Origin of the sequence: Streptomyces sp. PsTaAH-137 (genome assembly GCF_003259365.1) — a bacterium.
Classification (GTDB): domain Bacteria; phylum Actinomycetota; class Actinomycetes; order Streptomycetales; family Streptomycetaceae; genus Streptomyces.
This window is the reverse complement of the sequence record NZ_QLLY01000009.1, coordinates 1-22,277: the sequence shown is the minus strand read 5'-3', so window position 1 is coordinate 22,277 and position 22,277 is coordinate 1. Positions and strand designations below refer to the sequence as shown.

General features: G+C 72.1%; 24 protein-coding genes. 10 read left to right on the top strand and 14 right to left on the bottom strand.

What is annotated here, in order from left to right:
* The 5 genes from K377_RS20595 to K377_RS20575 all read right to left on the bottom strand — a co-directional run bounded on the left by K377_RS20595 (window position 1) and on the right by K377_RS20575 (window position 7,246).
* Entirely contained in the window at window positions 1–1,686 is a 1,686-nt protein-coding gene (locus tag K377_RS20595) for a diacylglycerol kinase family protein (RefSeq protein WP_111664910.1), read from the bottom strand.
* A 148-nt stretch (window positions 1,687–1,834) separates the two neighbouring features.
* The gene (locus K377_RS20590) at window positions 1,835–3,100 is read right to left on the bottom strand and encodes an MFS transporter (protein ID WP_111664909.1); all 1,266 of its coding nucleotides are present in this window, start codon (window positions 3,098–3,100) and stop codon (window positions 1,835–1,837) included.
* Window positions 3,097–4,875 (bottom strand): condensation domain-containing protein, encoded by a 1,779-nt coding sequence (locus K377_RS20585; RefSeq protein ID WP_111664908.1) that lies wholly within the window; start codon window positions 4,873–4,875, stop codon window positions 3,097–3,099. The genes K377_RS20590 and K377_RS20585 overlap by 4 nt, the downstream gene beginning before the upstream one ends.
* On the bottom strand, window positions 4,872–6,182 hold the full coding sequence (locus K377_RS20580) for a DUF6271 family protein (RefSeq protein ID WP_111664907.1): 1,311 nt from the start codon (window positions 6,180–6,182) through the stop codon (window positions 4,872–4,874). Before K377_RS20580 ends, K377_RS20585 begins: the two co-directional genes overlap by 4 nt.
* Window positions 6,164–7,246: a phytanoyl-CoA dioxygenase family protein gene (locus K377_RS20575; RefSeq protein WP_111664906.1), complete on the bottom strand. Its 1,083-nt coding sequence runs from the start codon at window positions 7,244–7,246 to the stop codon at window positions 6,164–6,166. The genes K377_RS20580 and K377_RS20575 overlap by 19 nt, the downstream gene beginning before the upstream one ends.
* Window positions 7,247–7,604: 358 nt before the next feature.
* Between K377_RS20575 and K377_RS20570 the strand changes: the two genes are divergently transcribed.
* The 4 genes from K377_RS20570 to K377_RS20555 are packed head-to-tail and all read left to right on the top strand — an operon-like array spanning window position 7,605 to window position 9,860.
* Window positions 7,605–8,507: a hypothetical protein gene (locus tag K377_RS20570; protein ID WP_111664905.1), complete on the top strand. Its 903-nt coding sequence runs from the start codon at window positions 7,605–7,607 to the stop codon at window positions 8,505–8,507.
* A 14-nt stretch (window positions 8,508–8,521) separates the two neighbouring features.
* On the top strand, window positions 8,522–8,764 hold the full coding sequence (locus K377_RS20565; protein WP_111664904.1) for an acyl carrier protein: 243 nt from the start codon (window positions 8,522–8,524) through the stop codon (window positions 8,762–8,764).
* Window positions 8,761–9,468: a 4'-phosphopantetheinyl transferase superfamily protein gene (locus tag K377_RS20560; protein ID WP_181512610.1), complete on the top strand. Its 708-nt coding sequence runs from the start codon at window positions 8,761–8,763 to the stop codon at window positions 9,466–9,468. The genes K377_RS20565 and K377_RS20560 overlap by 4 nt, the downstream gene beginning before the upstream one ends.
* Window positions 9,469–9,482: 14 nt before the next feature.
* Window positions 9,483–9,860 (top strand): hypothetical protein, encoded by a 378-nt coding sequence (locus K377_RS20555; protein WP_111664903.1) that lies wholly within the window; start codon window positions 9,483–9,485, stop codon window positions 9,858–9,860.
* A gap of 98 nt (window positions 9,861–9,958) precedes the next feature.
* Here the strand turns inward: K377_RS20555 and K377_RS20550 are convergent, their stop codons facing one another.
* From K377_RS20550 to K377_RS20540, 3 genes are all read right to left on the bottom strand, one after another.
* Complete coding sequence (locus K377_RS20550) at window positions 9,959–10,240, bottom strand: hypothetical protein (RefSeq protein WP_111664902.1); 282 nt, start codon at window positions 10,238–10,240, stop codon at window positions 9,959–9,961.
* An 80-nt stretch (window positions 10,241–10,320) separates the two neighbouring features.
* Window positions 10,321–11,511: an acyl-CoA dehydrogenase family protein gene (locus tag K377_RS20545; RefSeq protein ID WP_111664901.1), complete on the bottom strand. Its 1,191-nt coding sequence runs from the start codon at window positions 11,509–11,511 to the stop codon at window positions 10,321–10,323.
* Window positions 11,512–11,635: 124 nt separating this feature from the next.
* Complete coding sequence (locus tag K377_RS20540) at window positions 11,636–12,049, bottom strand: ferredoxin (RefSeq protein WP_111665203.1); 414 nt, start codon at window positions 12,047–12,049, stop codon at window positions 11,636–11,638.
* 578 nt (window positions 12,050–12,627) lie between these two features.
* Here K377_RS20540 and K377_RS20535 point away from each other — a divergent pair.
* Together K377_RS20535 and K377_RS20530 are read left to right on the top strand one after the other, a co-directional pair.
* A complete protein-coding gene (locus K377_RS20535) occupies window positions 12,628–13,125 on the top strand; it encodes a two-component system response regulator (protein WP_111664900.1) in 498 nt (165 codons plus the stop codon).
* Between the two features lie 140 nt (window positions 13,126–13,265).
* Window positions 13,266–14,342 (top strand): hypothetical protein, encoded by a 1,077-nt coding sequence (locus K377_RS20530; RefSeq protein WP_375605940.1) that lies wholly within the window; start codon window positions 13,266–13,268, stop codon window positions 14,340–14,342.
* A 59-nt stretch (window positions 14,343–14,401) separates the two neighbouring features.
* Here K377_RS20530 and K377_RS20525 read toward each other — a convergent pair whose 3' ends face one another.
* Complete coding sequence (locus K377_RS20525) at window positions 14,402–15,031, bottom strand: HdeD family acid-resistance protein (RefSeq protein ID WP_111664898.1); 630 nt, start codon at window positions 15,029–15,031, stop codon at window positions 14,402–14,404.
* A gap of 98 nt (window positions 15,032–15,129) precedes the next feature.
* Here K377_RS20525 and K377_RS20520 point away from each other — a divergent pair, with 98 nt between their 5' ends.
* Window positions 15,130–15,507, top strand: coding sequence for a DUF488 domain-containing protein (locus tag K377_RS20520; RefSeq protein ID WP_111664897.1), 378 nt, complete (start codon window positions 15,130–15,132; stop codon window positions 15,505–15,507).
* Window positions 15,508–15,538: 31 nt separating this feature from the next.
* On the opposite strand, the gene K377_RS20515 is transcribed toward K377_RS20520, so the two are convergent.
* Window positions 15,539–15,928, bottom strand: a complete 390-nt coding sequence (locus K377_RS20515) for a helix-turn-helix domain-containing protein (protein WP_111665202.1) — start codon at window positions 15,926–15,928, stop codon at window positions 15,539–15,541.
* 76 nt (window positions 15,929–16,004) lie between these two features.
* Window positions 16,005–16,580 carry a dihydrofolate reductase family protein gene (locus tag K377_RS20510; RefSeq protein WP_111665201.1) on the bottom strand — a complete coding sequence of 192 codons (576 nt, stop codon included), beginning with the start codon at window positions 16,578–16,580 and terminating at the stop codon, window positions 16,005–16,007.
* 87 nt (window positions 16,581–16,667) lie between these two features.
* Between K377_RS20510 and K377_RS20505 the strand changes: the two genes are divergently transcribed.
* Entirely contained in the window at window positions 16,668–18,407 is a 1,740-nt protein-coding gene (locus K377_RS20505) for a sodium:proton antiporter (protein ID WP_111664896.1), read from the top strand.
* A 6-nt stretch (window positions 18,408–18,413) separates the two neighbouring features.
* Here K377_RS20505 and K377_RS20500 read toward each other — a convergent pair whose 3' ends face one another.
* Complete coding sequence (locus tag K377_RS20500) at window positions 18,414–18,773, bottom strand: luciferase family protein (RefSeq protein ID WP_111664895.1); 360 nt, start codon at window positions 18,771–18,773, stop codon at window positions 18,414–18,416.
* 292 nt (window positions 18,774–19,065) lie between these two features.
* On the opposite strand from K377_RS20500, the gene K377_RS20495 reads away from it, so the two are divergent.
* Window positions 19,066–20,052 carry an alpha/beta hydrolase gene (locus K377_RS20495; protein WP_309252240.1) on the top strand — a complete coding sequence of 329 codons (987 nt, stop codon included), beginning with the start codon at window positions 19,066–19,068 and terminating at the stop codon, window positions 20,050–20,052.
* A gap of 28 nt (window positions 20,053–20,080) precedes the next feature.
* On the opposite strand, the gene K377_RS20490 is transcribed toward K377_RS20495, so the two are convergent.
* Both K377_RS20490 and K377_RS20485 read right to left on the bottom strand, forming a co-directional pair.
* The gene (locus tag K377_RS20490) at window positions 20,081–20,461 is read right to left on the bottom strand and encodes a Zn-ribbon domain-containing OB-fold protein (protein WP_111665199.1); all 381 of its coding nucleotides are present in this window, start codon (window positions 20,459–20,461) and stop codon (window positions 20,081–20,083) included.
* A gap of 202 nt (window positions 20,462–20,663) precedes the next feature.
* Entirely contained in the window at window positions 20,664–21,380 is a 717-nt protein-coding gene (locus tag K377_RS20485; RefSeq protein ID WP_111664894.1) for a TetR family transcriptional regulator, read from the bottom strand.
* A 137-nt stretch (window positions 21,381–21,517) separates the two neighbouring features.
* Here K377_RS20485 and K377_RS20480 point away from each other — a divergent pair.
* Window positions 21,518–22,277: electron transfer flavoprotein subunit beta/FixA family protein (locus tag K377_RS20480; RefSeq protein WP_111665198.1), on the top strand; the 760-nt coding region annotated here is incomplete at its 3' end.

Genomic DNA, 22,277 nt, shown 5'->3' with positions numbered 1-22,277 from the left:
TCAGTTGCCTCCGTTCGGGAGCATCACGGTGAGCGCCCCGGGGCGGGCCTCGGCCCGCAGGAGGCGTCCGGGGGCGACGGGGTCGCCGTCGATCTCGCGCGGTTGCGGCGCGTCGAACTCGACGGCGGCCCGCCGGAAGGTGAAGTACTCGACCGGACCGGCGGCGGGAGCCGTGGTGCCGCGCCCCTGGCGCGGGGCCGTGCGGGCGAGGGTGGTCAGGGCGCGCAGCCAGTCCCGGAGCCCGTGCGGGTCGAGGATCAGCAGGTCGAGTCGTCCGTCGTCGGGGCGGGCGCCGGGGACGAGGTGGACGCCGCCCTGGAGGGTGCCGACGTTGGCGACCACGACCATGCGGGCACTGCGGCGCAGGGGTGGTTCCCCGTCCAGACTGAGCGTCAGTTCCGTGCGCGGGGCGCGTGCCTTCCGGAGGACGGCCAGTGCGTAGGCGAACCAGCCGATGACCGCCTTGGCGCGGTCGCCGGTGGCGTCCATGACGGCCGCGTCGAGTCCCGCGCCGGACATGGCGGCGAAGTGCGTGGCGGGAAGCCCGTCACCGTCGACGCGGCCCAGGTCGAGCCGGTGTGCCGTGCCGGAGAGCGCGCTGTCCAGGGCCTTCTCGGGGTTCAGCGGCAGTTCGAGGTTGCGGGCGAGCAGATTGCCGGTGCCGCAGGGGACGATGGCGAGGCGTACGTCGCTGTCCGCGAGGGCGTCGGCCGCGGCCTGCACGGTGCCGTCGCCGCCGCAGACCACGACGAGGGAGGCTCCCTGGTCCCGGGCGTCGACGCACTGGCCGTACCCGGGGTCGTCGGCCGTGGTCGCGACGAGGCGGGCGTCGGGGTGGCCGTGCCTCGCCAGGACGCCTCGTACGGTGTCGAGGGTGGCCGCGTTCGCGGACAACGGGTTGTACACGACCACGGCCGCCGCGCTCCGCTGTCCGCCGCCGGCCGGGGCGGGCGTGTCCGACGAGTCGTCCGGCGCCGGGGTCGTGTCGCGGGTGAGGACCGCGCTGCCGACGATCAGCAGCGACAGGGTTCCGTTGAGCATGCCGCCCAGGACGTCGGTCGGGTGGTGCATGCCGCGGTACAGCCGCGCGGCGGCCACCAGCACCGGGATCAGCAGCAGGACGCCGCCGAGGATCTTGCGCCAGGGGCCCCGGATCCGCGAGAACGCGAGGACGGCGAGACCGGCGTACAGCGCGGTGGCCGCCCCCGTGTGCCCGGAGGTGTAACTGGAGGTGGGTGGCGAGTCGTCGAGCCTTTCGACGTCGGGCCGGCGCCGGTCGACGGCGAGGGTGATCAGCAGGAACACCAGCGCCTGAAGGGCCACACCGGTGGCCAGGAAGAGCGCCTCGCGCCAGCGCCGCCGGTGCGGGATCAGCACGAGTGCCAGACAGGCCACCACCGTGCCGATGATGACGGTGAGGGTGTTCCCGGCCTCGGACGCGACGGAGGAGACGGCGGTGAGGGCCGACGTGCGTACGCCTTCCAGTCCCTCGTCCACGGCGTCCTCGTGCGCGAGGGGCCACAGCGCATGGGCCGGTCCCGTGATCAGCAGCCCGAGCCCGATCATCAGCGCCGTCTGCACGGCCGCCAGCACGGCGATCCGCGCGGCGGCCCGCGGCGCGGGCTCGGGGCCACGGCGTACGGGTCTTGCTCTGTCGGCCGGTCGGTCCGGTATGACGGCGGGCATCGGGCTCCCCCAGGGGTTGTTCTGACGGATCGGAGGGATCTCGCGATCGCTGCTCAGAAGCGCCGTATGCCCGCTCAGCGCGTTTGTAGTTCCTGTGTTCGCCGTGTGATTGTCCGGCCGTCCGCACGGGGGACGGTCTCCGGCCGCCCTACCCGTCGGCCGGAGCGAGGTGTGCCGGGGACTCCGGGACGGCCGTGCGGGGGTCGCGGGTCAGTCGGCGGACCGCGGGGACGGCCGTCATGGTGAGGAGGAGGACGACGGCGACCGCGGCCGAGAACTCCAGGACGTGCGCGGCGCCGAACGCCTCGGCGGCCGGTCCCGACAGGGCCCGGCCCAGGGGGATGACCATGATGGAGCCCGCCACGTCGTAGGCGGAGACACGGCTGAGGACGGCGACCGGGATGTGCGTCTGGATGCTCGTCGCCCACATCACGCCCCAGAAGGCGAATCCGCATCCGCCGAGCACATGGGCGGCCGCTGTCGCCGTGAACGACCAGCCCAGCGCGGGGGCGAGTGGGTTGAGCGCGAACATCAGCATCCACAGCGCCCCGGCCACGACCGGCCTGCGCGGCCGGACCCGCATGCCGAGGAGGCCGCCGATGATGGTGCCCGCGCCGTCCGCGGAGGCGATCCACCCGTATCCGTTCGCGCCGTGCTGTTCCGTGATGAGCGCGGCGCCCAGCGGCAGTGCGGGGCCGAACACGAACAGTCCGAACACCGACCAGATGAGGATGACGCTCCACAGCCAGTCGCGGGAGCGGAACTCCCGCCAGCCGACGGCCAGCCGGGTCCAGATGGGAGCGGTCTCCTCGTCCCGCGAGGTGGCGAGCCGGCGCAGCGGGAGCAGGCCGAGGGCGCTCAGCGCGTAGGCGGCGGCGATCACCGTGTACGAGCCGGCGACGTCCCAGTACGCGACGAGCAGCCCGGCGAGTCCGGGGCCGAGGAGGGCGCTCATCGCCTCGGACACCCGCAGCAGGGCGTTGGCCCGCTGGATGTCCTTCGCGACCTGCGGCACGAGCCCGGCCAGGCCCGGCTGGAACAGGGCGGTCGCGGCTCCGCTGAGCGCCATGAGGGTCATGATCTGCCAGAGCCGCGGGCTGCCGAACGCGAGGAGTGCGGCCATGAGCAGCATGGCGACCATGCGCAGCAGGTCGGCGGCGACCATCGTCGTCTGCGGGGAGAAGCGGTCGGCCAGCACCCCGCCGACCAGGACGAGCAGGACGATGGGGGCCATCCACGCGGCCAGCGCGTAGCCGACGCCCGAGGGGCCGAAGCCGGTGGCGAGCACCGCTGTGGTCAGGGAGACCATCAGCATGCCGTCGGCCAGCAGGGAGGCGCTGCGCGCGGTGAAGAACAGGCGGAAGGGGGCCGAGCGCCAGGGGCTGGGCAGGGCGGGTGCCTCGTCGGTGGTCATGTCGCATCGGCCGGTGCGCGGCCGTTCCCTTCGTCGAGGACGGGCAGCCGGTGCCACGCCGCGGTGTCGGTGGGGTCGTGCGGGGCGTCGCGGACGATCACGTAGCGGCTCGGCGCGAGGAGTTCGGACCGGTGGGCGACCTGGGTCATCAGCGCGGTGTGGATGCCGTGCGGGGTCGGGGCGGGGCCGTCCGGCGGCGCCACGACGAAGGCGGTCAGGACGTGGGCGTCCTCGTCCGGCCCGGTGCCGGCCGGGTCGTGGGTGACGCCGGCGTGGGCGGGGAGGCGGCCCGCAGCGTCGCTCACGGCCCGTTCGACGGCGGTGCGGGAGATCCAGCAGCCGTCGACCCGGTACCAGTCCGCGTCGCGGGTCGCCGGGCGCACTCCGGTGACGGCGGTGAGCCGGTCGAGCGGCACGTCCGCGTGGGCTGCGGCCTCCAGCAGCCGGACGAGTCCGGTCAGCTGGTCCTCCGTCTCCGCGCGGGTGAAGAGAGCGGGATCGGCCCACAGCGACAGCCGCAGCTCGGGCTCGACCGCGTGCACGAAGGTGAGCAGGCGGGTGGGCAGTTGCTGCTCCGGGCCCCAGGTCAGGGAGAGTTCGCGGGGCTCGTCGTCCCCGTCGGGGGCTGCCGTGCCGACGGAGGTCGCGGGCACGCTGCTCACGTCGTTGAACACGACGTCGCGGGCGAAGCGGCTGCCGCGTTCGCGGGTGACCGAGTCGATCATGTTCCAGAGCCGGACGGAGTCGAACCTGCTGTGCCGGTAGGCGTCGAGGGCCGCGCCCCACGTCCTGCGGAGCACCGTGTCGAAGGTGGGTCCGCTCATGTCGAGGCTGAGCAGGGCGTCCTGGGAGAGGGTGTTGACGCTGCGGGCGAGCCCGGACCGGTTCCGGTTCGAGGTGGGTGCCGCCGCGACGCAGGTGCGCTGGCCCGCCCGGTGCGCGGCGAGGGTGCACCACGCCGCGAGCAGGACGGTGGGGGCGGGGCTTCCGGTGCGGGCCGTGACCGCGCGCAGGGCCCGGGCGGCCCGTGCCGACCGCAGGGACAGCTGGGCGGTGTCGTGGTCGCCGGAGCGCAGCCGGGGTTCGGCGAACATGGCCTGGGGCGCGGTGCGCAGGACCCGTTCCCAGTAGCGCAGGGACGCCTCGCTCTTGCGCCGGCCGGCCGGCGAGGTCTCCTCGGCGGCGAGGTCGAGCGGGGCGAGGGCGTCGGGGGCGGGAAGGGCGTCGCCGGTCACGAGGGCGCGCCATTCGTCGTGCAGGATCGCGAGCGCGGTGCCGTCGGTGGCGGCGTGACTGGCGGCCAGGGCGACCTGGGTGACGGTGCCGTCGCGGGTGAGCAGGGTGATCCGCAGCGGGAAGTCGCGGTCGAGCCGGAAGCGGCCGTGGCGGGACGCCCGGGCCACGGACTCGGCGTGGCGGGGAGCCTGTTCGCCGGGGAGGGAGCGGTGTGCGCGCTCGGTGACGTGGAACGTCCCGTCGGCGGCGACCCGTTGCTCGACGGGCAGCTCACCGTGCCGGTGCGGAAAGGTCGTGCGCAGCGCCTCGTGGCGTTCCACGAGGACGCGCAGTGCGTCGACGGCGCGTTCGACGGAGGTGTGCTCGGGTGCGGGCCACACGTCGTGAATGTTGATCTGTACGGGGTCGTCGCGCAGGATGCAGCGGATCATGTTGGTCTGTCCGACGGCGAGCGGGCCGCTCCGGGCGACTCCGCCGGCGTAGTGGACGGTGTGCGTCTGCTCGGTCCACGGCACGGGCTCCGCCCGGGTGTCCGTCATCGCGCGCTCACCAGCCCTCGGGTGCGGGCCGCGTCGATGAGGGCGGGCCACGCGTCGAGGAGGAACGCGAAGTCCGCCATGTCGGCCCGGGCCTCGGCGAGGAGCTGGTTCCTGCGTGTCGCCAGCAGGTCGGCGGCTTCGGCCCAGCGGCCCCCGAGCCCCCGGTACACGGAGTCGAGGACGTCCAGGCGGTGGGCGTCGCCGGGGCGTGCGTCGGCCGCGCTGCGGCGGACCGGGTCGGCGACGGCGGCGGTGCGCAGGAGGCCGTCGCCGTCGAGCAGGCCGGTCCCGGTGGCCCCGAGAGCGGTGTGGATCTCGTGGAGCCGGGGCACGGCCAGGAAGTACTTGGCGAGCCTGGTCTGGTAGGCGAGGAAGGCCGGGTCGGTACGGCGGTCCGGGGTGTGGTGGTTGACGATGTGCCGGTTGTGCTGGACGCCGGGGAGCCCGGCGGCGTGCACCACGTGCAGCAGGAAGTAGTCGCTGCCGACGGTGTCCGTCGCCGGGGGCAGGGGCACGCGCGCGTACACCGCTCGGGACAGGGCGATGTTGCACATGTCGACACGGGTGGGCGGGACGCTGGTGAGGGTGGTGCGGTCGCCGGTGAACGGTGTCGTGCCGCCGCCGCGGAAGGAGTCCGCGACGAGGGTGGAGCGCCACAGCGCGGGATAGTCGTCGGGCACGGTGAGGGCGATGACACGCTCGTACGCTGCCGGGTCGAGCCGTCGGATCGCGTCGAGGTCGACGGACATGTCACCGATGAACGACCCGCCCACCAGGACCACTTGACGGTTCTGCGCGTCGGGGCGGAGCCTGCGGGCCGACACGCGGGCGGCGGCGTCGGACGCCGTGGTGTCGAGGAAGGCGAGTTCCTGGTGGATCGGGTGGACGGTCTCGCCGGCGTGTTCCTGGTAGCCGCTGTCGGAGTCCCGGCGGTGCACCGAGGCGCAGCCGAGGGCTTCCGCGATCAGGAACGCCCGGTCGGTGCAGGCGCCGTAGGAGACGGCGTCGGGCAGCAGCAGGTCGAGGAGCCGGTCGGCCGGGCCGGGCGCGGCGGCAGTGGCGAGGTCGCGGAGGAGCCGGCGCTGCTCCTCCTCGTCGAAGTGATGCACGACGACGCCCGGTGCGGGGGCCAGCCTCCCGATCGCCGCGCGGTGTTCCGCCTGTGCGGCGGCGGGTGCCGAGTCCAGTACGAGGACGTGGACCTCGACGCCGAACGCGCGGGCTCCGTGGGCGGCTTCGCGGACCACGTCGCCGAGGGCGGGGACGCAAGGCCGGTCGGTCGGGAGGGTCAGGCAGACGCGGCGCACGCGGGCTCCTCGGCGTTCGCGGTGGGGGCCGGTTCGTGCCAGGAGGTGAGCCCGAGCAGGCGGCTTCCGAGGTCGTCGAGGTCGGCCGTGGGGTAGCGCTTGGACTCGTGGCGGACGGGATCGCCGACGAGGGTGCGGTTCCAGCGCGGGGTGCGCAGGTGGCGCCAGGACTCGACCCGCGACGTGCGCAGCCGGGCGTGTTCCTCCAGCGCGGGCATCATCGAGAGGTACTGCACGGCTCGCACCCCGTTCTCCGAGGTGTTGCGGGCCACTCCGTGCGCGAGCAGACCGTTCCAGATGAGCAGGTCGCCCGGGTGCAGATCGGGCCGGACGACGGGGAACTCCTCGCGGTCGGCCTCGGGACGCAGCGGGTCGCGGTCCGCCGGCTGGAGCGGCGCCCACCGGTCGAACCGGCGGAAGAGTTCGGGGCAGCACTGGAAGCCGCCGGTCTCGGGGGTGGTGTCGTTGAGGGCGATGATGCCCTGGACCCGCTGGGGAGGGACGCCGAGGGTGGTGTCGATGTCCCAGTGCAGCTCGATGTCGAAACCGCGGTCGGTGGGGTCGATCAGGGCTCGGTCGCGGTTGCCGCGGTTGGGCGGGTTGAGGTTCAGCCGGTCGAGGGTGACCCAGAGTTCCTCGCTGTCCCACACGTCGACGAAGGCGTCGTACACCCGGCTGTTCTGGCGGCTGTCCCAGAGCAGTTGGTGGTGGTACGCCTCCACGAAGCCGTAGATGTGCAGCTGCCGGTCGAGCTGCGAGCGCCAGGGCCGGTCCTCGAACCACGTCTGCGGCCGGTCGGGGTCGAGCCCCTGGAACTCCCAGGTGAAGTCCAGCAGTCGGCGGGCGGAGGCGGCCGGGATCGCTTCGCGGACGATGACGTAGCCGTACGTCTGCCAGTGGGCGAACTGCTCGGCGGAGAGCACCCGCAACGGGCGGGTCTTGTCGAGTTCCCGCAGGGTGGTCTGTGCGAGGTAGGACTCTCCGTCGGCGCTGAAGTAGGGCCGGTCGGTGGCGGCCCGGTGCAGGCGGGGGCCGCGGGGACGGGTGGGTGCGGTGGGTGGCATGCGGGTCCTTCGGCGACGTGCGGCAGTCGGGTCGGCCGGGCGCGCGCGGCACGGCCGCGGGTGCGCTCCGCTCCGCCGTCGGCCGGGACGAGCCGGCGCGACGAAGGGGCGCTCGAACACTGGTCTAGACCGCAGATTCTGTCAAGTCCCCCTGATTTACGGGCTCTTGCGCCACGCAGCGATAACTTTCGGCCACCAGGCCAACTCGCGACCCTTTGGTCTAGACAACTGCAATGCCGTCCGCCTAGGGTCCACAACTCGACGCCATGGCAGCGCTCATGACGGCACATCACCGTCGGTCCGCCCCACGCCTGCCCCGGCTCCCCCGCGCCCGCCCACTTCCCAGGAAGCGGATTGCATGAACACCACCACCCGGCCGCTGCCCACGCTGCGCAGCCCCGGCGCCGGACTGCTCGCGCTCGACCCCGCACACACGGCTCTGCTGCACGGCCTCGACGCGCTTCTGCGGGGCCTGGCCGAGCAGTTGGCGGCTCCCGAGTGCCTCGGACCGCCGCTGCTGCCCGCCGAGGGGCTCGCGCGCCTCGACTACTTCCGCAACTTCCCGCATCTGGGCGTGCCCGCGGGACGGTTCGCCCCGGAGGCCCTGGACGCGCTGGCGGACGGCGGTCCGCCGGTCGACGCGCCGCTGAGCGCGACCGGACATCTGCTGCCGTCCGCCACCTGCTACGGCCTGCTGCTGTCGCTGGAGGGACAGGACGTCGGCGAGGACGGGCTGCGGCTGTCGGCGACCGGCCGCTGCTTCCGCAACGAGACGCACTACGACGGACTGCGCAGGCTGCACGGCTTCCACATGCGTGAGGTGCTGTACCTGGGCACCAAGGACGGCTGCGCCGAACACCTCGACCGCGGCGGCGAGTTCATCGTGCGGCTGGCGCGACGGCTCGGCCTGGACCTGACCCGGGCGGCGGCGGACGACCCGTTCTACGACCGGCAGGGCTCACGGGCGAAACTGATGGCGCTGGATCCCGTCAAGCACGAGTACAGCACCTCCGACGGCACGGCCATCGCCTCCGTGAACCGGCACCGCAACTTCTTCGGTGAGCGGCTGGGCATCGGCGCCGGCTCGCACGGCAGCGCGTTCAGCTCCTGCGTCGCCTTCGGCGTCGAGCGCTGGGTGCACGCGATGATCCTCACGCACGGCTCCGCCGAAGCCGCTCTCGACCGGCTCGACCGGGCCCGGCACGCCACGGACACGGCCTCCGACTCCGCCGCCCGCACCACCGCCCCTTCCGCACAGTGAGGACCGCGCACGCCATGGAATCCGTCATCGAGTGGATCCACGAGAAGAACCCGGGACTCGAAGGTGACCTCGCGCCCGACGAGGACCTGATCGAGGCCCGGCTGATCGACTCGATGGACTTCCTCGAATTCATCGACCTGCTCGAATCGATCAGCGGCGAAACGATCGACCTCCAGACGTCGACCATCGACGACTTCCGCACGCTCGACCGCATCCGGGAGCGGTTCCTGGAGCCCTCCGGCACCGCGACGGCGTGAGCGCGCGGGCGACGGATCCGTCCTCGCCTCGGCCGGCCGAGGGGCCGACGCTCGTCTCGATCGCCCGCACCGCCGAAGTGCTGGACGCGCCCTCGGCCGACGCGCGGACGCTCGCCGGCTGGGAGCGCCGGCGCCTCGCGCTGGTCCGGGTGCCGTCCCGGCGCGACGACGTCCTGGCGGCGCGTCTGCTGCTGCGCTGGTGCGTCGCCCGGGTCCTCGGCCGGCCGCCGGACGCGGTGGAGGTGCGCCAGCACTGCCCCGACTGCCGCGGAACCGGGCACGGACGTCCCTTTCTTCCGGGACAGCCCGGGCTGGGGATCAGCATGAGTCACGCGGACGGGTTGGTGGCCGCCGCCGTGGGCCCCGGCCCCGTGGGCGTCGACATCGAGCGGGACGACCGCGTCCCGCCCGGCCGCGATGTGCTCCTGCGGCACTTTCCCGCGGCGGCGCACCACCCGGGGGCCGACCCCCTCAGGCAGTGGGTCGAGGCCGAGGCCCGCTTCAAGGCGGGCGACACCGGGCAGCCGGTGCGCTCCTGGTACGACGTCCCGCGCGCCGCCTGTGCCGCGGTGAGCTGCGCGGCTTCGTGGCAGGTGCGCGGGGCCGCCGACCTGTCGCGGCGTTTGGATTCCTCGGCTCAGGTCACGAGTGACGTGACGACCCTTCGCCGATCCGGCGGAGGGGTACCCGAGGAGAAGGCATGACAGCAGGAGAAGGCATGACAGCGCCACTCACGGACCACCGGCTCACCGGGCGGCCGGCCGACCCCGCGGAGGCGAAGGAGGCTCTGGACCGCCTGCTCGACACCATGCCGTCCTGCTCCCCGTCGGCGCGCTCGGACGCCCTGCTCACGGTCTCCGAACTCATCTCGGCGGCCCAGAGCCACGGCATCGAGGTGTCCTCCGTGACCGCGCGTACCGGCGACGACTGGGTGGACCTGGACTTCGCCTATGAACCGCAGCCCCAGGGGGACCAGGTCGAGGCGGCGCTCACGGACGGCTGGGCATGGACCATCGCCGCCTCGGTCGCGGACAAGCTGGACGTGTCGTCCACGTCGTCCGAGGGGCTGCGGGTGCGGCTGCTGCTTCGGGTGTGACGAGCGCGCCCCGGCCCTCCACGAAGGACCGGGCGAAAGGGGCGGGCTCTCCGCGGAGGCCCACCCCTTCACCGCGCGTTCCGGCCGCCGGGACGAACTCAGCCGGCCACGGCGGTCCGACGACCCGGCGCATGGTGCACGGGCTTCTGCGGCGCGCTGGTGCGCAGTCGGTGCAGCCAGACGGAGGCGGTGCCGAGCAGGCCGGCGAAGACGGCCGCCAGGAGGAGCGAGACCCACATCTGCCGACTGCCTGGATGCACGAACCCGGTCCAGACCGCCGCGGCCGTCCACAACAGGACACCCGCCAGGTAGAAGCCGCGCGTGCGGCGCAGTTGTCGAAGGGCCCGCAGGGACGTGAGTACTTCGGTCTTCGGTGCCATGCCGAGCCCAGTACCCCGAAATTCCGCTGTGCACCGAAGAGTTGCAAGATGATTCCGCCCGGCTGCCGGTCAGCCACCCGTCAGCGCCGCACCCTGGGCATCCCCAGCCCGATCCACGAGATGATCTCGCGCTGGATCTCGTTGTTGCCGCCGCCGAAGGTGAAGATGACGGCCGACCGGTAGCCGCGTTCGAGTTCGCCGTGGAGGACGGCGCCGGCGCTCCCCTCCTTCAGTGCCCCGGCGGCGCCCACCACCTCCATCAGCCACGCGTAGGCGTCGCGGCGTGCCTCGGAGCCGTAGACCTTCACGGCGGAGGCGTCCTGCGGCATGAGGGTGCCATGCTGGACGGCGTTCACCATCTGCCAGTTGAGGAGCTTCATCGCGTCGAGCTTGGTGTGGGTCTGCGCGAGGCGCTTCCTGACCCAGCCGAGGTCGATGACGCGGCGCCCGTCGGACAGCTTGGTGTCCATCGCCCAGCGCTGGACGTCGTGCAGGGCGCGGATGGCCATGGTGCCGTGGGCGGCGAGGGTGACGCGTTCGTGGTTGAGCTGGTTGGTGATCAGGCGCCAGCCCTTGTTCTCCTCGCCGACCCGGCGCGCGGCGGGCACCCGGATGTTCTCGTAGTAGCTCGCCGTGGTGTCGTGCGAGGCGAGGGTGTTGATGACGGTGCAGGAGTAGCCGGGGTCGGACGTCGGGACGAGCAGCATGGTGATGCCCTTGTGGGGCGGTGCTTCGGGGTCGGTGCGCACGGCGAGCCAGACCCAGTCGGCGGTGTCGCCGTTCGTCGTCCAGATCTTCTGGCCGTTGACCGTGTAGTGGCCGGTGGCCTCGTCGCCGTCGCGGACCGCCTTCGTCTTGAGCGCGGCCAGGTCGGTGCCCGCGTCCGGCTCGCTGTAGCCGATGGCGAAGTCGATCTCCCCGGCGAGGATCTTCGGCAGGAAGTACTCCTTCTGCTCGTCGGTGCCGAACTGCATGATCGTCGGGCCCACGGTGTTGAGCGCCATCAACGGCAGCGGCACGCCCGCCTGGGCGGCCTCGTCGAAGAAGATGAACTGTTCCATCGGGGTCAGGCCGCGACCGCCGTACTCCTTGGGCCAGCCCACCCCGAGCCAGCCGTCGGAGCCGAGGCGGCGCACCGTCTCCCGGTAGAAGCGCTTCTGGGCGGCCGGGTCCTCGTAACGGGCATAGGCGTTGTCGGGCACGAGCTCGGCGAAGTAGGCGCGCAGCTCGGTGCGCAACTGCTGCTGCTCAGGCGTGTATTCGAGGTGCACGGCCCCTCCTGGCGGTCAACTGGGCGGCGCCTGACGGTCTTTCAGGCATGGTTCGACGGCGCACACAGTAGAACCCGTTCCAGAAATTGTGAATGGCGGGGACGGCCCCACCTGGAGACGGGATTCAGCCCAGGGTCGCGAGGAAGTCGGTGCAGGCCCGCGCGCACGCCCGGCACAGGCGGGCGCAGGCGCCGGCACCCGGGTCCCGGTCGCAGGCGTGCGCGCACTCCAGGGCGACGGCGCGGCACCACTCGACCTGGAGGCGCAGGGCGTACTCGTCCCGGAGCGCTTCCTCCGACAGCAGCCGGCAGGTCGCGTCGCAGACCTCGACGCAGAGCAGCAGGGTGCGCCGCGGTTCCTGGGGCGCCCTGCCGCCGGTGTCCGGACCGGCGCCCGCGGCCGGCGGGAGGGAGGGGCCCTGTGCCGTGGCGGCGATGTCCGCCCGGTCGGTGGCGCTGACCCGCACGGCGCAGGCGCGGGCGCACTCGGTGCAGGCCTGGGCGCAGGCGAAGCGGTCCTCGAGGAAGCGCACGAGCACGTCCTTCGACGGTTCGTCCGCCGTGGTGCGCTCGGCGCTCCGGGTCTCCTCGGCGCGGGGGTTCGCGTGCTTCGCCAGGGGGGTCACGGCCCGGCTCCCTTCCACGGCTCGTGCGAGTGGAGGAGAGCGGGTAGCCGGATCCGGGCCCGCCAAACCTGCCGGCCCTCGGCAGGGGCGCCGGGACGGCGCGATCGGTTGGCCCGCGCCCACCGGGGTACCCGGAGCCGACGCGAACGACCGGCCGCGTGCCACCTGTTGACGGTGCCGCGCGTTGACGGTTCAGGAGCGTCTACCGAGTTGTCTACAAAACAATTCGACCGAATCCGACCGAGAGAGTTCGAAAAGAGGAGCGATCATGACCGTTACCGTGCGTCCGCCGCACCCGGCCGAGACCAAACGCGAGGTCAAGGGCAAGGTCCGCACCTCCGCCCCGCACACCGCGACGACGCGGATCCGACCGGTCCCGATCATGAGCCGGATTACGAGTGGAATCTGGTGCGCGGAGAGGACTGACAGCCCCTTCCATCCCCCGCGTTCCGGCATATGCTGTCGATGCCGGCGAGGGGAGGCCACTGGCGATGCCCACCGTTGCACAGCCCAAGATCCTCGTCGTCGACGACCGCGACGACACGCTCTTCGCGATGGAGAGCGCGCTCGCCCCGCTCGGCTACCCGATGGACCGCGCGAGCTCCGGGGACGACGCCCTCAAGACGGTCCTGCGCGGCGGTATCGCGGTGGTCCTGCTCGATGTGCTCATGCCCGACCTCAGCGGCTTCGAGGTCGCCCAGTACATGAACCGCCTGGAGCAGACCCAGGACATACCGATCATGATGATCACGGGCGCGGGCCAGGACCCCGCCCTCGCGGCGAAGGCCTTCGAGCTGGGCGTCGCCGACTATGTCGTCAAGCCGGTGGACCCGTGGACGATACGGACGAAGGTCCGCTATCTGTACGAGACGGGCCGCAGGCTGCACGCGCTGCGTGAGCGGCTCCAGGCGTACGAGCGGCGGAGTAACGAATTCCGCGAGCGCCCGCCCGTCGGCCTGGAGGACCGGCCGCTGCCCCGGCCCGCTTGATTCCGGCCACTCCCGCTCCCGCTCCCCCGCCCACCCCGCGTGGGCATGCTCACAGCCTCCGCGGCACTCCTCCCCGGCAACCGGTTGTACAGTACAACTAGCGTAAGAGTTGTATAAGCCAACCCATGGAGGTCCCGCTCATGCCCGCGCGCAATCCCGCGCTGCGTCACGTGCTGACGCATCTGCTCACCCCGCTCCTGATGTGCGTGGGCATGGGCCTGGCGTATCTGGGCGCGTTCGCCCACCCCGAGCCGCACCATCTGCCCGTCGCCGTCGTCGGCTCGGGTGCCGAGGCGAAGGTCTTCGCGCAGACCGTCAAGGACAAGGCGGGCGACGCGCTGGACGTGCGTACGCTCGACGACCGGGCCGACGCCGTCGACCTGCTCAAGACGCGGGACATCGACGGTGCCTACGTCCCGGCGGGCAAGGGCGCCGGGACGCCCGAGCTGATCGTGGCCTCGGCCGGCTCCGACACCACGGTCTCCGTCGTCCAGAAGATCTTCACGCCGGTCGCGGCCGCGCAGGGCGAGCCGCTGAAGGTCACGGACATGGTGCCCACGGTGGACGACGACCCGACGGGCCAGGGGCTGTTCTTCCTGCTCGTCGCGCTCAGCATCGGCTCGTACGCGTCGGTGGCGGTGCTCGGCGGCGCCGGAGCCGCCCTGCGGATGCGGTCCAGGGCGCTGCTCGTGGTCGGTGTCTCGGGCGTGGTCAGCCTGATCGGCGCGGCGTTCGCGGGACCCCTCTTCCACCTCGCCCACACGAACCTGTGGGGCCTGTGGGGCATGGCCTGGCTGTACTCGGCGGGCATCCTGTTCGTCGGCGTCGGCCTGCACACCTTCCTGAAGCGGTGGACGACGCTCGGCGTGATGGTGCTGTTCGTGATGCTGAACTTCACCAGCTCCGGCGGGATCTTCCGGCCCGAGCTGCAGAACGGCTTCTTCGGCAGCCTGCACGCCTTCTGGAACGGCGCGGGCTTCGTCGAGGGAGCGCGCAGCCTGATCTACTTCGGCCACCACGACCTGGCCCGGAACCTGTGGACGCTGGTGGCGTGGCTGGCCGTCGGGCTCGTCGTCATCGGCGTCGCGGCGCTCGCCGAGCGCCGGCAGGAGCGCACGGCCCCGGCACGGCACGCCGCCGCTCCCGCCGCGGTTCCTGCTCCCGCCGCGGAGGAGGACGTCGTCGAGGAGGAGCTGGAGGAGACCGTTGGCGTGTGAACCGCGCCCTGCCCTGAACCGACGGTCCCGCCGCGCGTCGCGGCGGGACCGTCCGGCGTTCACACCTCGTGCGGGATCTTCTTGGCCTTGCCGCGCACCGCGAACGCCGTGACGATCTCCACCACGCCGACCACGAGCAGCCACAGACCGCCGACCAGGGTGAGCACCGCGACCGACTCGAACGGCGAGTCGATCAGGACGATGCCGGCCAGGGCGGTGACCACTCCGAGGAAGATCTGCCAGCCGCGCGCGGGCACGGTCCGGTCGGCGGCCGCGGCGACGGTCTGCGTGATGCCGCGGAACAGCCAGCCGATGCCGATCCACAGGGCGAGCAACAGCGTCGACTGCATGGCGCCGCGGAAGCAGAAGAGGCCGAGGAGCACCGACACGGCACCGCTGACGAAGGCCACGACCCGCAGCCCGGCGGTGACGTGCCGGCCGAAGGCGGCGACCAGCTGGAAGACGCCGCTGACCACGAGGTAGACACCGAACAGCACGCCCGCCGCCCACAGCGAGGCACCCGGCCAGACCAGGACGAGGACGCCGAGGACGAGGGAGGCGACGCCCATGAGCAGCACGGCCTGCCACGCGTTCTGCGCGAGTCTGTTGAGCGGGCCCTGATCGGGGGACGGACCGTCGGCGGCGGGCGTCTGGTGCGGGGCCTGAGGGTCGTACGGTGCTTGGGTCATGTCCGACTCTTCGCACAGGGCACGGCGTTCGGCCATCCGGGGTGCGCCGAACAGGCGAACGCGCTGGCCGGGCGGCGGATCCGCCCGACAATGGCCCCATGAGCACCCACGCACAGCCGGACCGCGTCGCCGTACGCCGTGTCTACGATCCGCCCGCCCCGGCCGACGGCACCCGGCTGCTGGTCGACCGGCTGTGGCCGCGCGGCATCTCCAAGGAGCGGGCCGCCGTCGACGAGTGGCTGCGGGACATCGCGCCGTCCAAGGAGCTGCGGACCTGGTACCACGAGGACCGCGACGGACGGTACGACGCCTTCGCCGAGCGCTACGCCGCCGAGCTGGCCGCTCCGGTCCGCGCCGAGCTCGTGTCCCATGTACGGGAGCTGGCCCGGCGGGGCCGGGTCACGCTGGTGACCTCGGTCAAGGAGGTCGAGCACAGCCACGTACCGGTCCTCGTCCGCCACCTGCTCGGCGACTGACCGCCCGTCGGAAGCGGGCCCGGCCGGGCGGTCAGGCCGCCAGGCAGACCGTGCCGCGCCCCTGGGCCGAAGACGCATTGCGCACGGAGACGGCCGACGTGACGGACACGGCGGACGTGACCGAGACGGTCCTGCGGACCTGTGCCGCGCGCGCCAATTCGCCCTGTGCGAGCGCCAGGACGTCGACCAGGCCGAGGCCGAGCGCCCCGGCCACGGCGGCGAGCATCTCCGAGGACGCCTCCTTGCGGCCGCGCTCCACCTCGGAGAGGTAGGGCATGGAGATCCCGGCGACGTCGGCCACGTCCTGCAACGTCCGTCCCTGGGCGCGCCGGCGGCGGCGCAGTACATCTCCGACGACATGCCGCCACAGCGGCTCGGGGCCGAGGGCGGCTCGGGGCCTGCGGGTCTCGTGGGCGCTCATCAGGTCAGCGTAGGCGCGGGTCCGCGCGGGAACGGCCGACTTCACCCACAGCGATATTCGCCGGCCGCCGCGCCGGTCACTCGGGCGCCCGTTCGTAGCGCAGCAGGACGACTCCGTTGTCGAAGGCCCGGGTCTCCACGAGGCGCAGGAGCGACGGGTCGAACGGGCCGTCCGGGAAGAGGCGTTTGCCCGCGCCGACCACGACGGGGTGGACGTAGATCCGGAACTCGTCGACGAGGTCGTGCTCCAGGAAGGTGGCGGCCAGGTCGGCGCCGCCGAGGCTGAGGTCGCCGCCGGGTTCCTCCTTGAGGGCGCGGACCGCGGCCGGGGAGACCTCGGGCAGGACGGTGGTGTGCCAGGGGGCGGGGCCGGGCTTCAGCGTGCGCGAGAAGACGATCTTCGGTTTCTCGCGCCAGATCTCCGCGAAGTCGGCCTCGACCGGCTCCGCGCCGGGGGCCGCGTCGGCCTCGGGCCAGTAGTCCGCCATCAGTTCGTGGGTGACGCGTCCGCTGAGGAAGCCGCCCATGGGGCGCAGCACGTCGTTCATGTGCTGATGGAACGGAGTGTCCACCTGGTGCCAGTCGATCTCGCGGCCCGGGCCCTCCACGTACCCGTCCAGAGAAATCCCCATCATCAGGACGATCTTGCGCATCTCGGCCTCGTCTCTCGCCTCGTCCGCCACCGGCGCGGACACAATGGCCCGCATGCACCAGACTGCACAGTCCGCCGCGAGGCCGCCATGGAAGTGACACTTATCGCCGTCGTCGGCGTCGCGAGCATCGTGGCGGTGGCCGCCTTCTCGCAGCGCCTCGGGCTCGCCGCGCCGCTCAGCCTCGTCGTGGTGGGCATCGCCCTGAGTTTCGTCCCGGGTGTGCCGGTGGTGCAGCTGGATCCCGAGTGGGTCCTGGCGGGCGTCCTGCCACCGCTGCTCTACTCCTCGGCCGTGAACATGCCCGCGCAGGACTTCCGGCGCGACATCAAGGCCATCGGCGGGCTCGCGGTTCTGCTGGTGGCGGTGTCCACGCTCGGGGCCGGATGGCTGCTGCACGTGCTGATGCCGGACATCGGCTGGCCCGCCGCGTTCGCGCTCGGCGCGGTGATCAGCCCCACGGACGCGGTCGCCGCGACGTCGGTGGGCCGCAAACTCGGCCTGCCGTCACGTCTTCTGACGCTCCTGGAGGGCGAGGGCCTGGTCAACGACGCCTCCGCCCTGGTGCTGCTGCGCTCCGCGGTGGCGGCGATGGCGGGCGCGGTGTCCCTGTGGGGCGTGGCCGGGCAGTTCGTGTTCTCGGTCGCGGTGGCGGTCGTGGTGGGGGTGGTCGTCGGCCTCGTCAACGTCCGGGTGCGCGCGCTCCTGGACGACACCGTGCTCAACACGGCGATCTCGTTCGTCGTGCCGTTCGTCGCGTATGTGCCCGCCGAGGAGTTCGACGCGTCGGGGGTGCTCGCCGTCGTCGTCTGCGGGCTGGTGACGGGGCATCTGAGCCCGCGGCTGCTGCGGGCCCAGGACCGGATCGGCGAGGCGATGAACTGGCGCACCCTCGCCTTCCTCCTGGAGAGCTCGATCTTCCTGCTGATGGGGCTCGGCCTGAAGACGCTGCTCGACGAGGCGCACGCCCACGACAACGGGCTCGGCGCGGGCCGCGTCATCCTCTACGGTCTGGCCCTCACCGGTCTCGTCATCGTCGTACGGATGGTGTTCGTGGTGCCGCTGGTGGCACTGGTGCGCCGCGACGCGCGCAGGGCGGCCGCCTCGAAGCCGCTGATCGAGCGGATGCAGGAGCGGCTCGACACCTTCGACCTGAGCGAACGGTTCACCCCGCGCAAGAAGGCGCACATCGAACGCCGGGTGCAGCGCACGAGCGCCGACATCGACTTCCGGCTCACGGAGACGCTCGGCTGGCAGGGCGGTGTGGTCCTCGCCTGGTCGGGGATGCGGGGCGCGATCACGGTGGCGGCCGCGCAGACGCTGCCCGAGGACACCGAGTACCGCGCCCAGCTGATCGTGATCGCGTTCGTCGTGGCCGTGACGACGCTGCTGCTGCAAGGGCTGACCCTGCCCGCCGTGATCCGCACCGTCCGCATCCCGGGCGACGATCCGCAGCGGCTGCGCGAGGAGTACGGACGGCTGGTCACCGAGATGTCCGACGCGGCGGTCGCCTCTCTGGACGAGGCGGCACAGACCGGCGACGCGCCGCCCGCGCTGCTCGACCGGGTGCGGCAGGACAGTCTGATCCGGCCGCGGGACGCGGACTCGGACGAGGACCGCGAGAAGGCGGCCGCCGCGTTCCGGGGCATCGACGACGCCCACCTGGTCTATCTCCGGCTTCGGTTGCAGGTCGTCGCGGCGGAGCGCGACGCTCTCCTCGCCGCGCGCACCCGCGGCTCGTACAGCTCCCGCGCGCTGCAGGGCGCCCAGCACGTCCTGGACCTGGAGGAGGCGCGGCTGGAGCAGTTCGGCGACCGCTTCGAGGACTGAGCTGCCCTACGAGGCTTTCGGCCGCTCCCAGTCGCAGGGCGGGGACGGGCAGGCGTGGGCGTCGTGCTCCTTGAGCGCGACGCTCACCAGGCTCAGCAGCAACTGGACGTCCGTGTCGCTCTCCAGGAGGACGGTGATCCAGGAGTCGCCCGGCCGCACCCGGATCGCGCTGCTGTGCCGCAGCTGGGGCAGGAGCCGCTGCACCGCCGACGAGGTCAGGTAGAGATCGGCGCAGTCGTCGGCGTGGAAATGGATGAGTTCATGGCCCGCCGCACCGAAGGCGTGCCCAACCGAGCACCGGGGCGGGCCACTTACCAGGTTCGGCCATGTCCCCAGTTGGGACATGGCGCGCTGGGCCGCGGTCATACCTCCATCCTTGCGCACCCTTCACCTGGAGGACCAGCCCCATCAACCCTCGTGTTCCCCCGGCTACTTGTCGTGACCCGGCCGCGGGGCGGGCGCGCGGGCCCGGTGGGCCGTGCGTGAACCGGTGGAGCCACATCGGTCGACGCACTCCTCAGCCGCTGAGGGTGCGGTGGCCAGGACCGGTTCAATCCGTGGCGTCGGGTTGACGGGCGCCCGCCCTGCACTCCGGGCCCCGCTGTGCCCCTTGTGCCGGAAGGGTTCGATCGACTTCACTCTCACCCACTCGGCTTTCATGATCGAGCACGCCTACGAGCAGGAGGTTCCGCACATGCCCACACCATCGCCGGTGGCCGGGTGGGAGGACGTCGCGGTGCGCGACGTCGAGACGAACGGCATCACGCTGCGGGTCTTCGAGCAGGGCCCCGGCACCGCCGGGGGCGCCGACCGGCCGCTCGTCGTGCTCTGCCACGGCTTCCCCGAGCTGGCGTTCTCCTGGCGGCATCAGGTGCGGGCGCTGGCCGCGGCGGGCTACCGGGTGCTGGCCCCGGACATGCGTGGTTACGGCGGCAGTTCCCGCCCGGACGATCCGGACGCGTACGACGCGCTGACCCTGTGCGCGGATCTCGCGGGTCTGCTCGACGCGGAGGGCGCGCAGGACGCCGTGTTCGTGGGCCACGACTGGGGCGCGATCGTGGTGTGGCAGATGGCGACGGCGTACCCGGAGCGGGTGCGGGCCGTCGCGGGGATGAGCGTGCCGGCCACGCCCCGCTCCCCCGTGCCGCCGCTGCCCCTGCTGCGCAAGCGGAACGGCGACGACTTCTACATCGTGTGGTTCCAGGAGCCGGGCATCGCCGACCGCGAGCTCGCGCGGAACGTCCGCCGCACGCTCGTCACCCGGGAGATCTACTCGGCGGCGTGGGCGGCCCGCCCCGACGAGCAGTTGCCGCCACCACGCTGGCTGAACGAATCCGAACTCGCGCATTATGTGGATGAGTTCAGCCGGACCGGGTTCACCGGCGGGCTCAACTACTACCGCAACCTCGATCGCACCTGGTCCCTGACCGAGCATCTGGCGGGCCGCACGATCGACTGCCCCTCGCTGTTCGTCACGGGCTCGAAGGACCCGGTCGCCCGATTCATGCCGGACGACAAGATGGAGCGCATCCTGACCGATCTGCGCGGCCGTGTCGTCCTCGACGGAGCCGGGCACTGGATCCAGCAGGAGCGGCCCGAAGAGGTGAACGCCGCGCTGCTCGACTTCCTCGCCGGGCTCGACTGACGGTCTCCGCCTGCGCCGTGACCTTCGCTCAGCGGCGCAGGCCGTCGCCGTCGTCCGTCCCGTACTCGCACAGTTCGAAGACGACTTCTCCGGCCGTGGCACCGACGACGGTGCCGCGCGCGGGCCGGACGGGGGCTCCGACCCACACCAGGTGGGGTGCTGTGCCGACGATCCGGCACGGGACGACGAAGCCCTCGGGGAAGCGGACCAGCGACTCGTTGCGGGCCGCGCCGGTGCCGCGATGGACCACTCGGGACTGGACCACGACGCCGAGGCCCGCGCTGTGTTCGGTCTCCAGATCGCTCGACGCGCAGACCGGGCACAGCAGCCGCCGGAACGACGGCGAGGCACACCACCTGCACCGCTGGTAGGCGAAGCCCGGCGTCTCCTTGTGCGCGGGCGGCGCCATCACGCCCGTCCCGGCCCCGGCCCCGATCCGGCTTCCGAACACCTCTGCCATCTCCGACATTCTCGGCCTCCCGCGCTCGCCCGGTGTACGCCGAGGCTGCGGCCGCGACGCCTCTGGCATCGTATGGCACTCAGTGCCGCGCGGTAAAGACACCCAGTACCCTCTCTTGGGCCTTCGCGCCGGAACAGCCGTCCAGCCCGTATCAGTCGTCCCGCAGCGCTGATTCCACCCGCTGGATGACCCGCCACATGGGGGCACCCTTCGAGGCCACCATGACGACGACCTCGTCGTCCGGCTCCGCGGCACCGGGCGCCTGCCCCGCCTCGCCCCACATCCGCCGGACGAGCCCGAGGGCCTGGTCGACCGCCGCTTCGGCGTCGCCCTCACCGCCCGAACGGAGCCAGGAGCGCAGGCCGTTGTTGTGCGCGGCGACCACCGACGCGGCGACGACCTCCGCCCGCAGCGCGCCGTCCGCGGCGTCGCTCCACCGCCGGCGCAGATACCCGGCGAGGGTGCGCTCGTAGCGGCGCACGACGGAGAGTTCATAGGTGCGCAGGCCGGGGACCTCGCGCGTCAACCGGTAGCGCTGGACGGAGAACTCGGGGTTCGCGGCATACATGCGCAGCACGATGCGGGCCCCGTCGCACACCACCTCGACCGCGTCGCTGTCGTCGCCGGCCCCGTCGAGGAACGCGGTCATGTCGGCCAGGCAGCTCTCGTGGTCCGGGAAGACCGCGTCCTCCTTGGACGGGAAGTAACGGAAGAACGACCGGCGCCCCACACCCGCGCGCGCGACGATGTCGTCCACGGTCGTCCGCTCGAAGCCACGCTCCAGGTACAGCTGGAACGCTGCCTCGGCCAGCACCTCCCGCATGGGTGCCTTCTTCCGTGGACCGGTGACCTCGCGCGCCTCGCTCATGCCGGGAACGTAACACCGGACGTCCCGTTTTGGCACTACGTACCTTTACAGAGGGAACTGAGTGCCATACGTTGACGGCAGTAGAACTTTACTGGGCAGTCTGAGGACGCTCTGATCGCTGATCGAGGAGAGCCGGCGTGAGCTTGAGGATCGTTGTCACCGTGAAGTACGTGCCGGATGCCACGGGCGACCGGCATTTCGCCGATGACCTGACCGTGGACCGGGATGATGTGGACGGTCTGCTGTCGGAGCTGGACGAGTACGCGGTCGAGCAGGCGTTGCAGATCTCCGAGAATTCGGACGACGACGTGGAGATCACCGTGTTGACGGTGGGTCCGGAGGACGCCAAGGACGCGCTGCGCAAGGCGTTGTCGATGGGTGCGGACAAGGCGATCCACGTCGAGGACGACGATCTGCACGGTACGGACGCGATCGGTACGTCGCTGGTGCTGGCGAAGGCGATCGAGAAGGCCGGTTTTGATCTGGTGGTCTCGGGGATGGCGTCGACGGACGGTACGGCGGGGATCGTGCCGGCGCTGGTCGCGGAGCGGCTGGGTGTGCCGCAGGTGACGCTGTTGTCGGAGGTGTCGGTCGAGGGTGGTGCGGTGTCGGGCCGCCGGGACGGTGACACGGCCTCGGAGCAGTTGCAGGCGTCGTTGCCGGCGGTGGTGTCGGTGACGGACCAGTCGGGTGAGGCGCGGTATCCGTCGTTCAAGGGGATCATGGCGGCGAAGAAGAAGCCGGTTGAGTCCTGGGACCTGTCCGACCTCGACATCGAGGCGGAGGAGGTCGGTCTGGAGGGTGCCTGGACGAAGGTCGAGGCGGCCGCGGAGCGTCCGGCGCGCACGGCGGGCACGATCGTGAAGGACGAGGGTGAGGGCGGCAAGCAGCTCGCCG

What these genes read in the sequence shown, in the direction of transcription:
- K377_RS20535 (WP_111664900.1), top strand. Translation starts at nt 12,628, where the DNA reads ATGCCCACCGTTGCACAGCCCAAGATCCTCGTCGTCGACGACCGCGAC.
- K377_RS20495 (WP_309252240.1), top strand. Translation starts at nt 19,066, where the DNA reads ATGATCGAGCACGCCTACGAGCAGGAGGTTCCGCACATGCCCACACCA.
- K377_RS20575 (WP_111664906.1), bottom strand. Translation starts at nt 7,246, where the DNA reads ATGCCACCCACCGCACCCACCCGTCCCCGCGGCCCCCGCCTGCACCGG.
- K377_RS20570 (WP_111664905.1), top strand. Translation starts at nt 7,605, where the DNA reads ATGAACACCACCACCCGGCCGCTGCCCACGCTGCGCAGCCCCGGCGCC.
- K377_RS20490 (WP_111665199.1), bottom strand. Translation starts at nt 20,461, where the DNA reads ATGGCGCCGCCCGCGCACAAGGAGACGCCGGGCTTCGCCTACCAGCGG.
- K377_RS20565 (WP_111664904.1), top strand. Translation starts at nt 8,522, where the DNA reads ATGGAATCCGTCATCGAGTGGATCCACGAGAAGAACCCGGGACTCGAA.
- K377_RS20555 (WP_111664903.1), top strand. Translation starts at nt 9,483, where the DNA reads ATGACAGCGCCACTCACGGACCACCGGCTCACCGGGCGGCCGGCCGAC.
- K377_RS20530 (WP_375605940.1), top strand. Translation starts at nt 13,266, where the DNA reads ATGCCCGCGCGCAATCCCGCGCTGCGTCACGTGCTGACGCATCTGCTC.
- K377_RS20585 (WP_111664908.1), bottom strand. Translation starts at nt 4,875, where the DNA reads ATGACGGACACCCGGGCGGAGCCCGTGCCGTGGACCGAGCAGACGCAC.
- K377_RS20590 (WP_111664909.1), bottom strand. Translation starts at nt 3,100, where the DNA reads ATGACCACCGACGAGGCACCCGCCCTGCCCAGCCCCTGGCGCTCGGCC.
- K377_RS20510 (WP_111665201.1), bottom strand. Translation starts at nt 16,580, where the DNA reads ATGCGCAAGATCGTCCTGATGATGGGGATTTCTCTGGACGGGTACGTG.
- K377_RS20595 (WP_111664910.1), bottom strand. Translation starts at nt 1,686, where the DNA reads ATGCCCGCCGTCATACCGGACCGACCGGCCGACAGAGCAAGACCCGTA.
- K377_RS20505 (WP_111664896.1), top strand. Translation starts at nt 16,668, where the DNA reads ATGGAAGTGACACTTATCGCCGTCGTCGGCGTCGCGAGCATCGTGGCG.
- K377_RS20515 (WP_111665202.1), bottom strand. Translation starts at nt 15,928, where the DNA reads ATGAGCGCCCACGAGACCCGCAGGCCCCGAGCCGCCCTCGGCCCCGAG.
- K377_RS20550 (WP_111664902.1), bottom strand. Translation starts at nt 10,240, where the DNA reads ATGGCACCGAAGACCGAAGTACTCACGTCCCTGCGGGCCCTTCGACAA.
- K377_RS20520 (WP_111664897.1), top strand. Translation starts at nt 15,130, where the DNA reads ATGAGCACCCACGCACAGCCGGACCGCGTCGCCGTACGCCGTGTCTAC.
- K377_RS20500 (WP_111664895.1), bottom strand. Translation starts at nt 18,773, where the DNA reads ATGACCGCGGCCCAGCGCGCCATGTCCCAACTGGGGACATGGCCGAAC.
- K377_RS20485 (WP_111664894.1), bottom strand. Translation starts at nt 21,380, where the DNA reads ATGAGCGAGGCGCGCGAGGTCACCGGTCCACGGAAGAAGGCACCCATG.
- K377_RS20525 (WP_111664898.1), bottom strand. Translation starts at nt 15,031, where the DNA reads ATGACCCAAGCACCGTACGACCCTCAGGCCCCGCACCAGACGCCCGCC.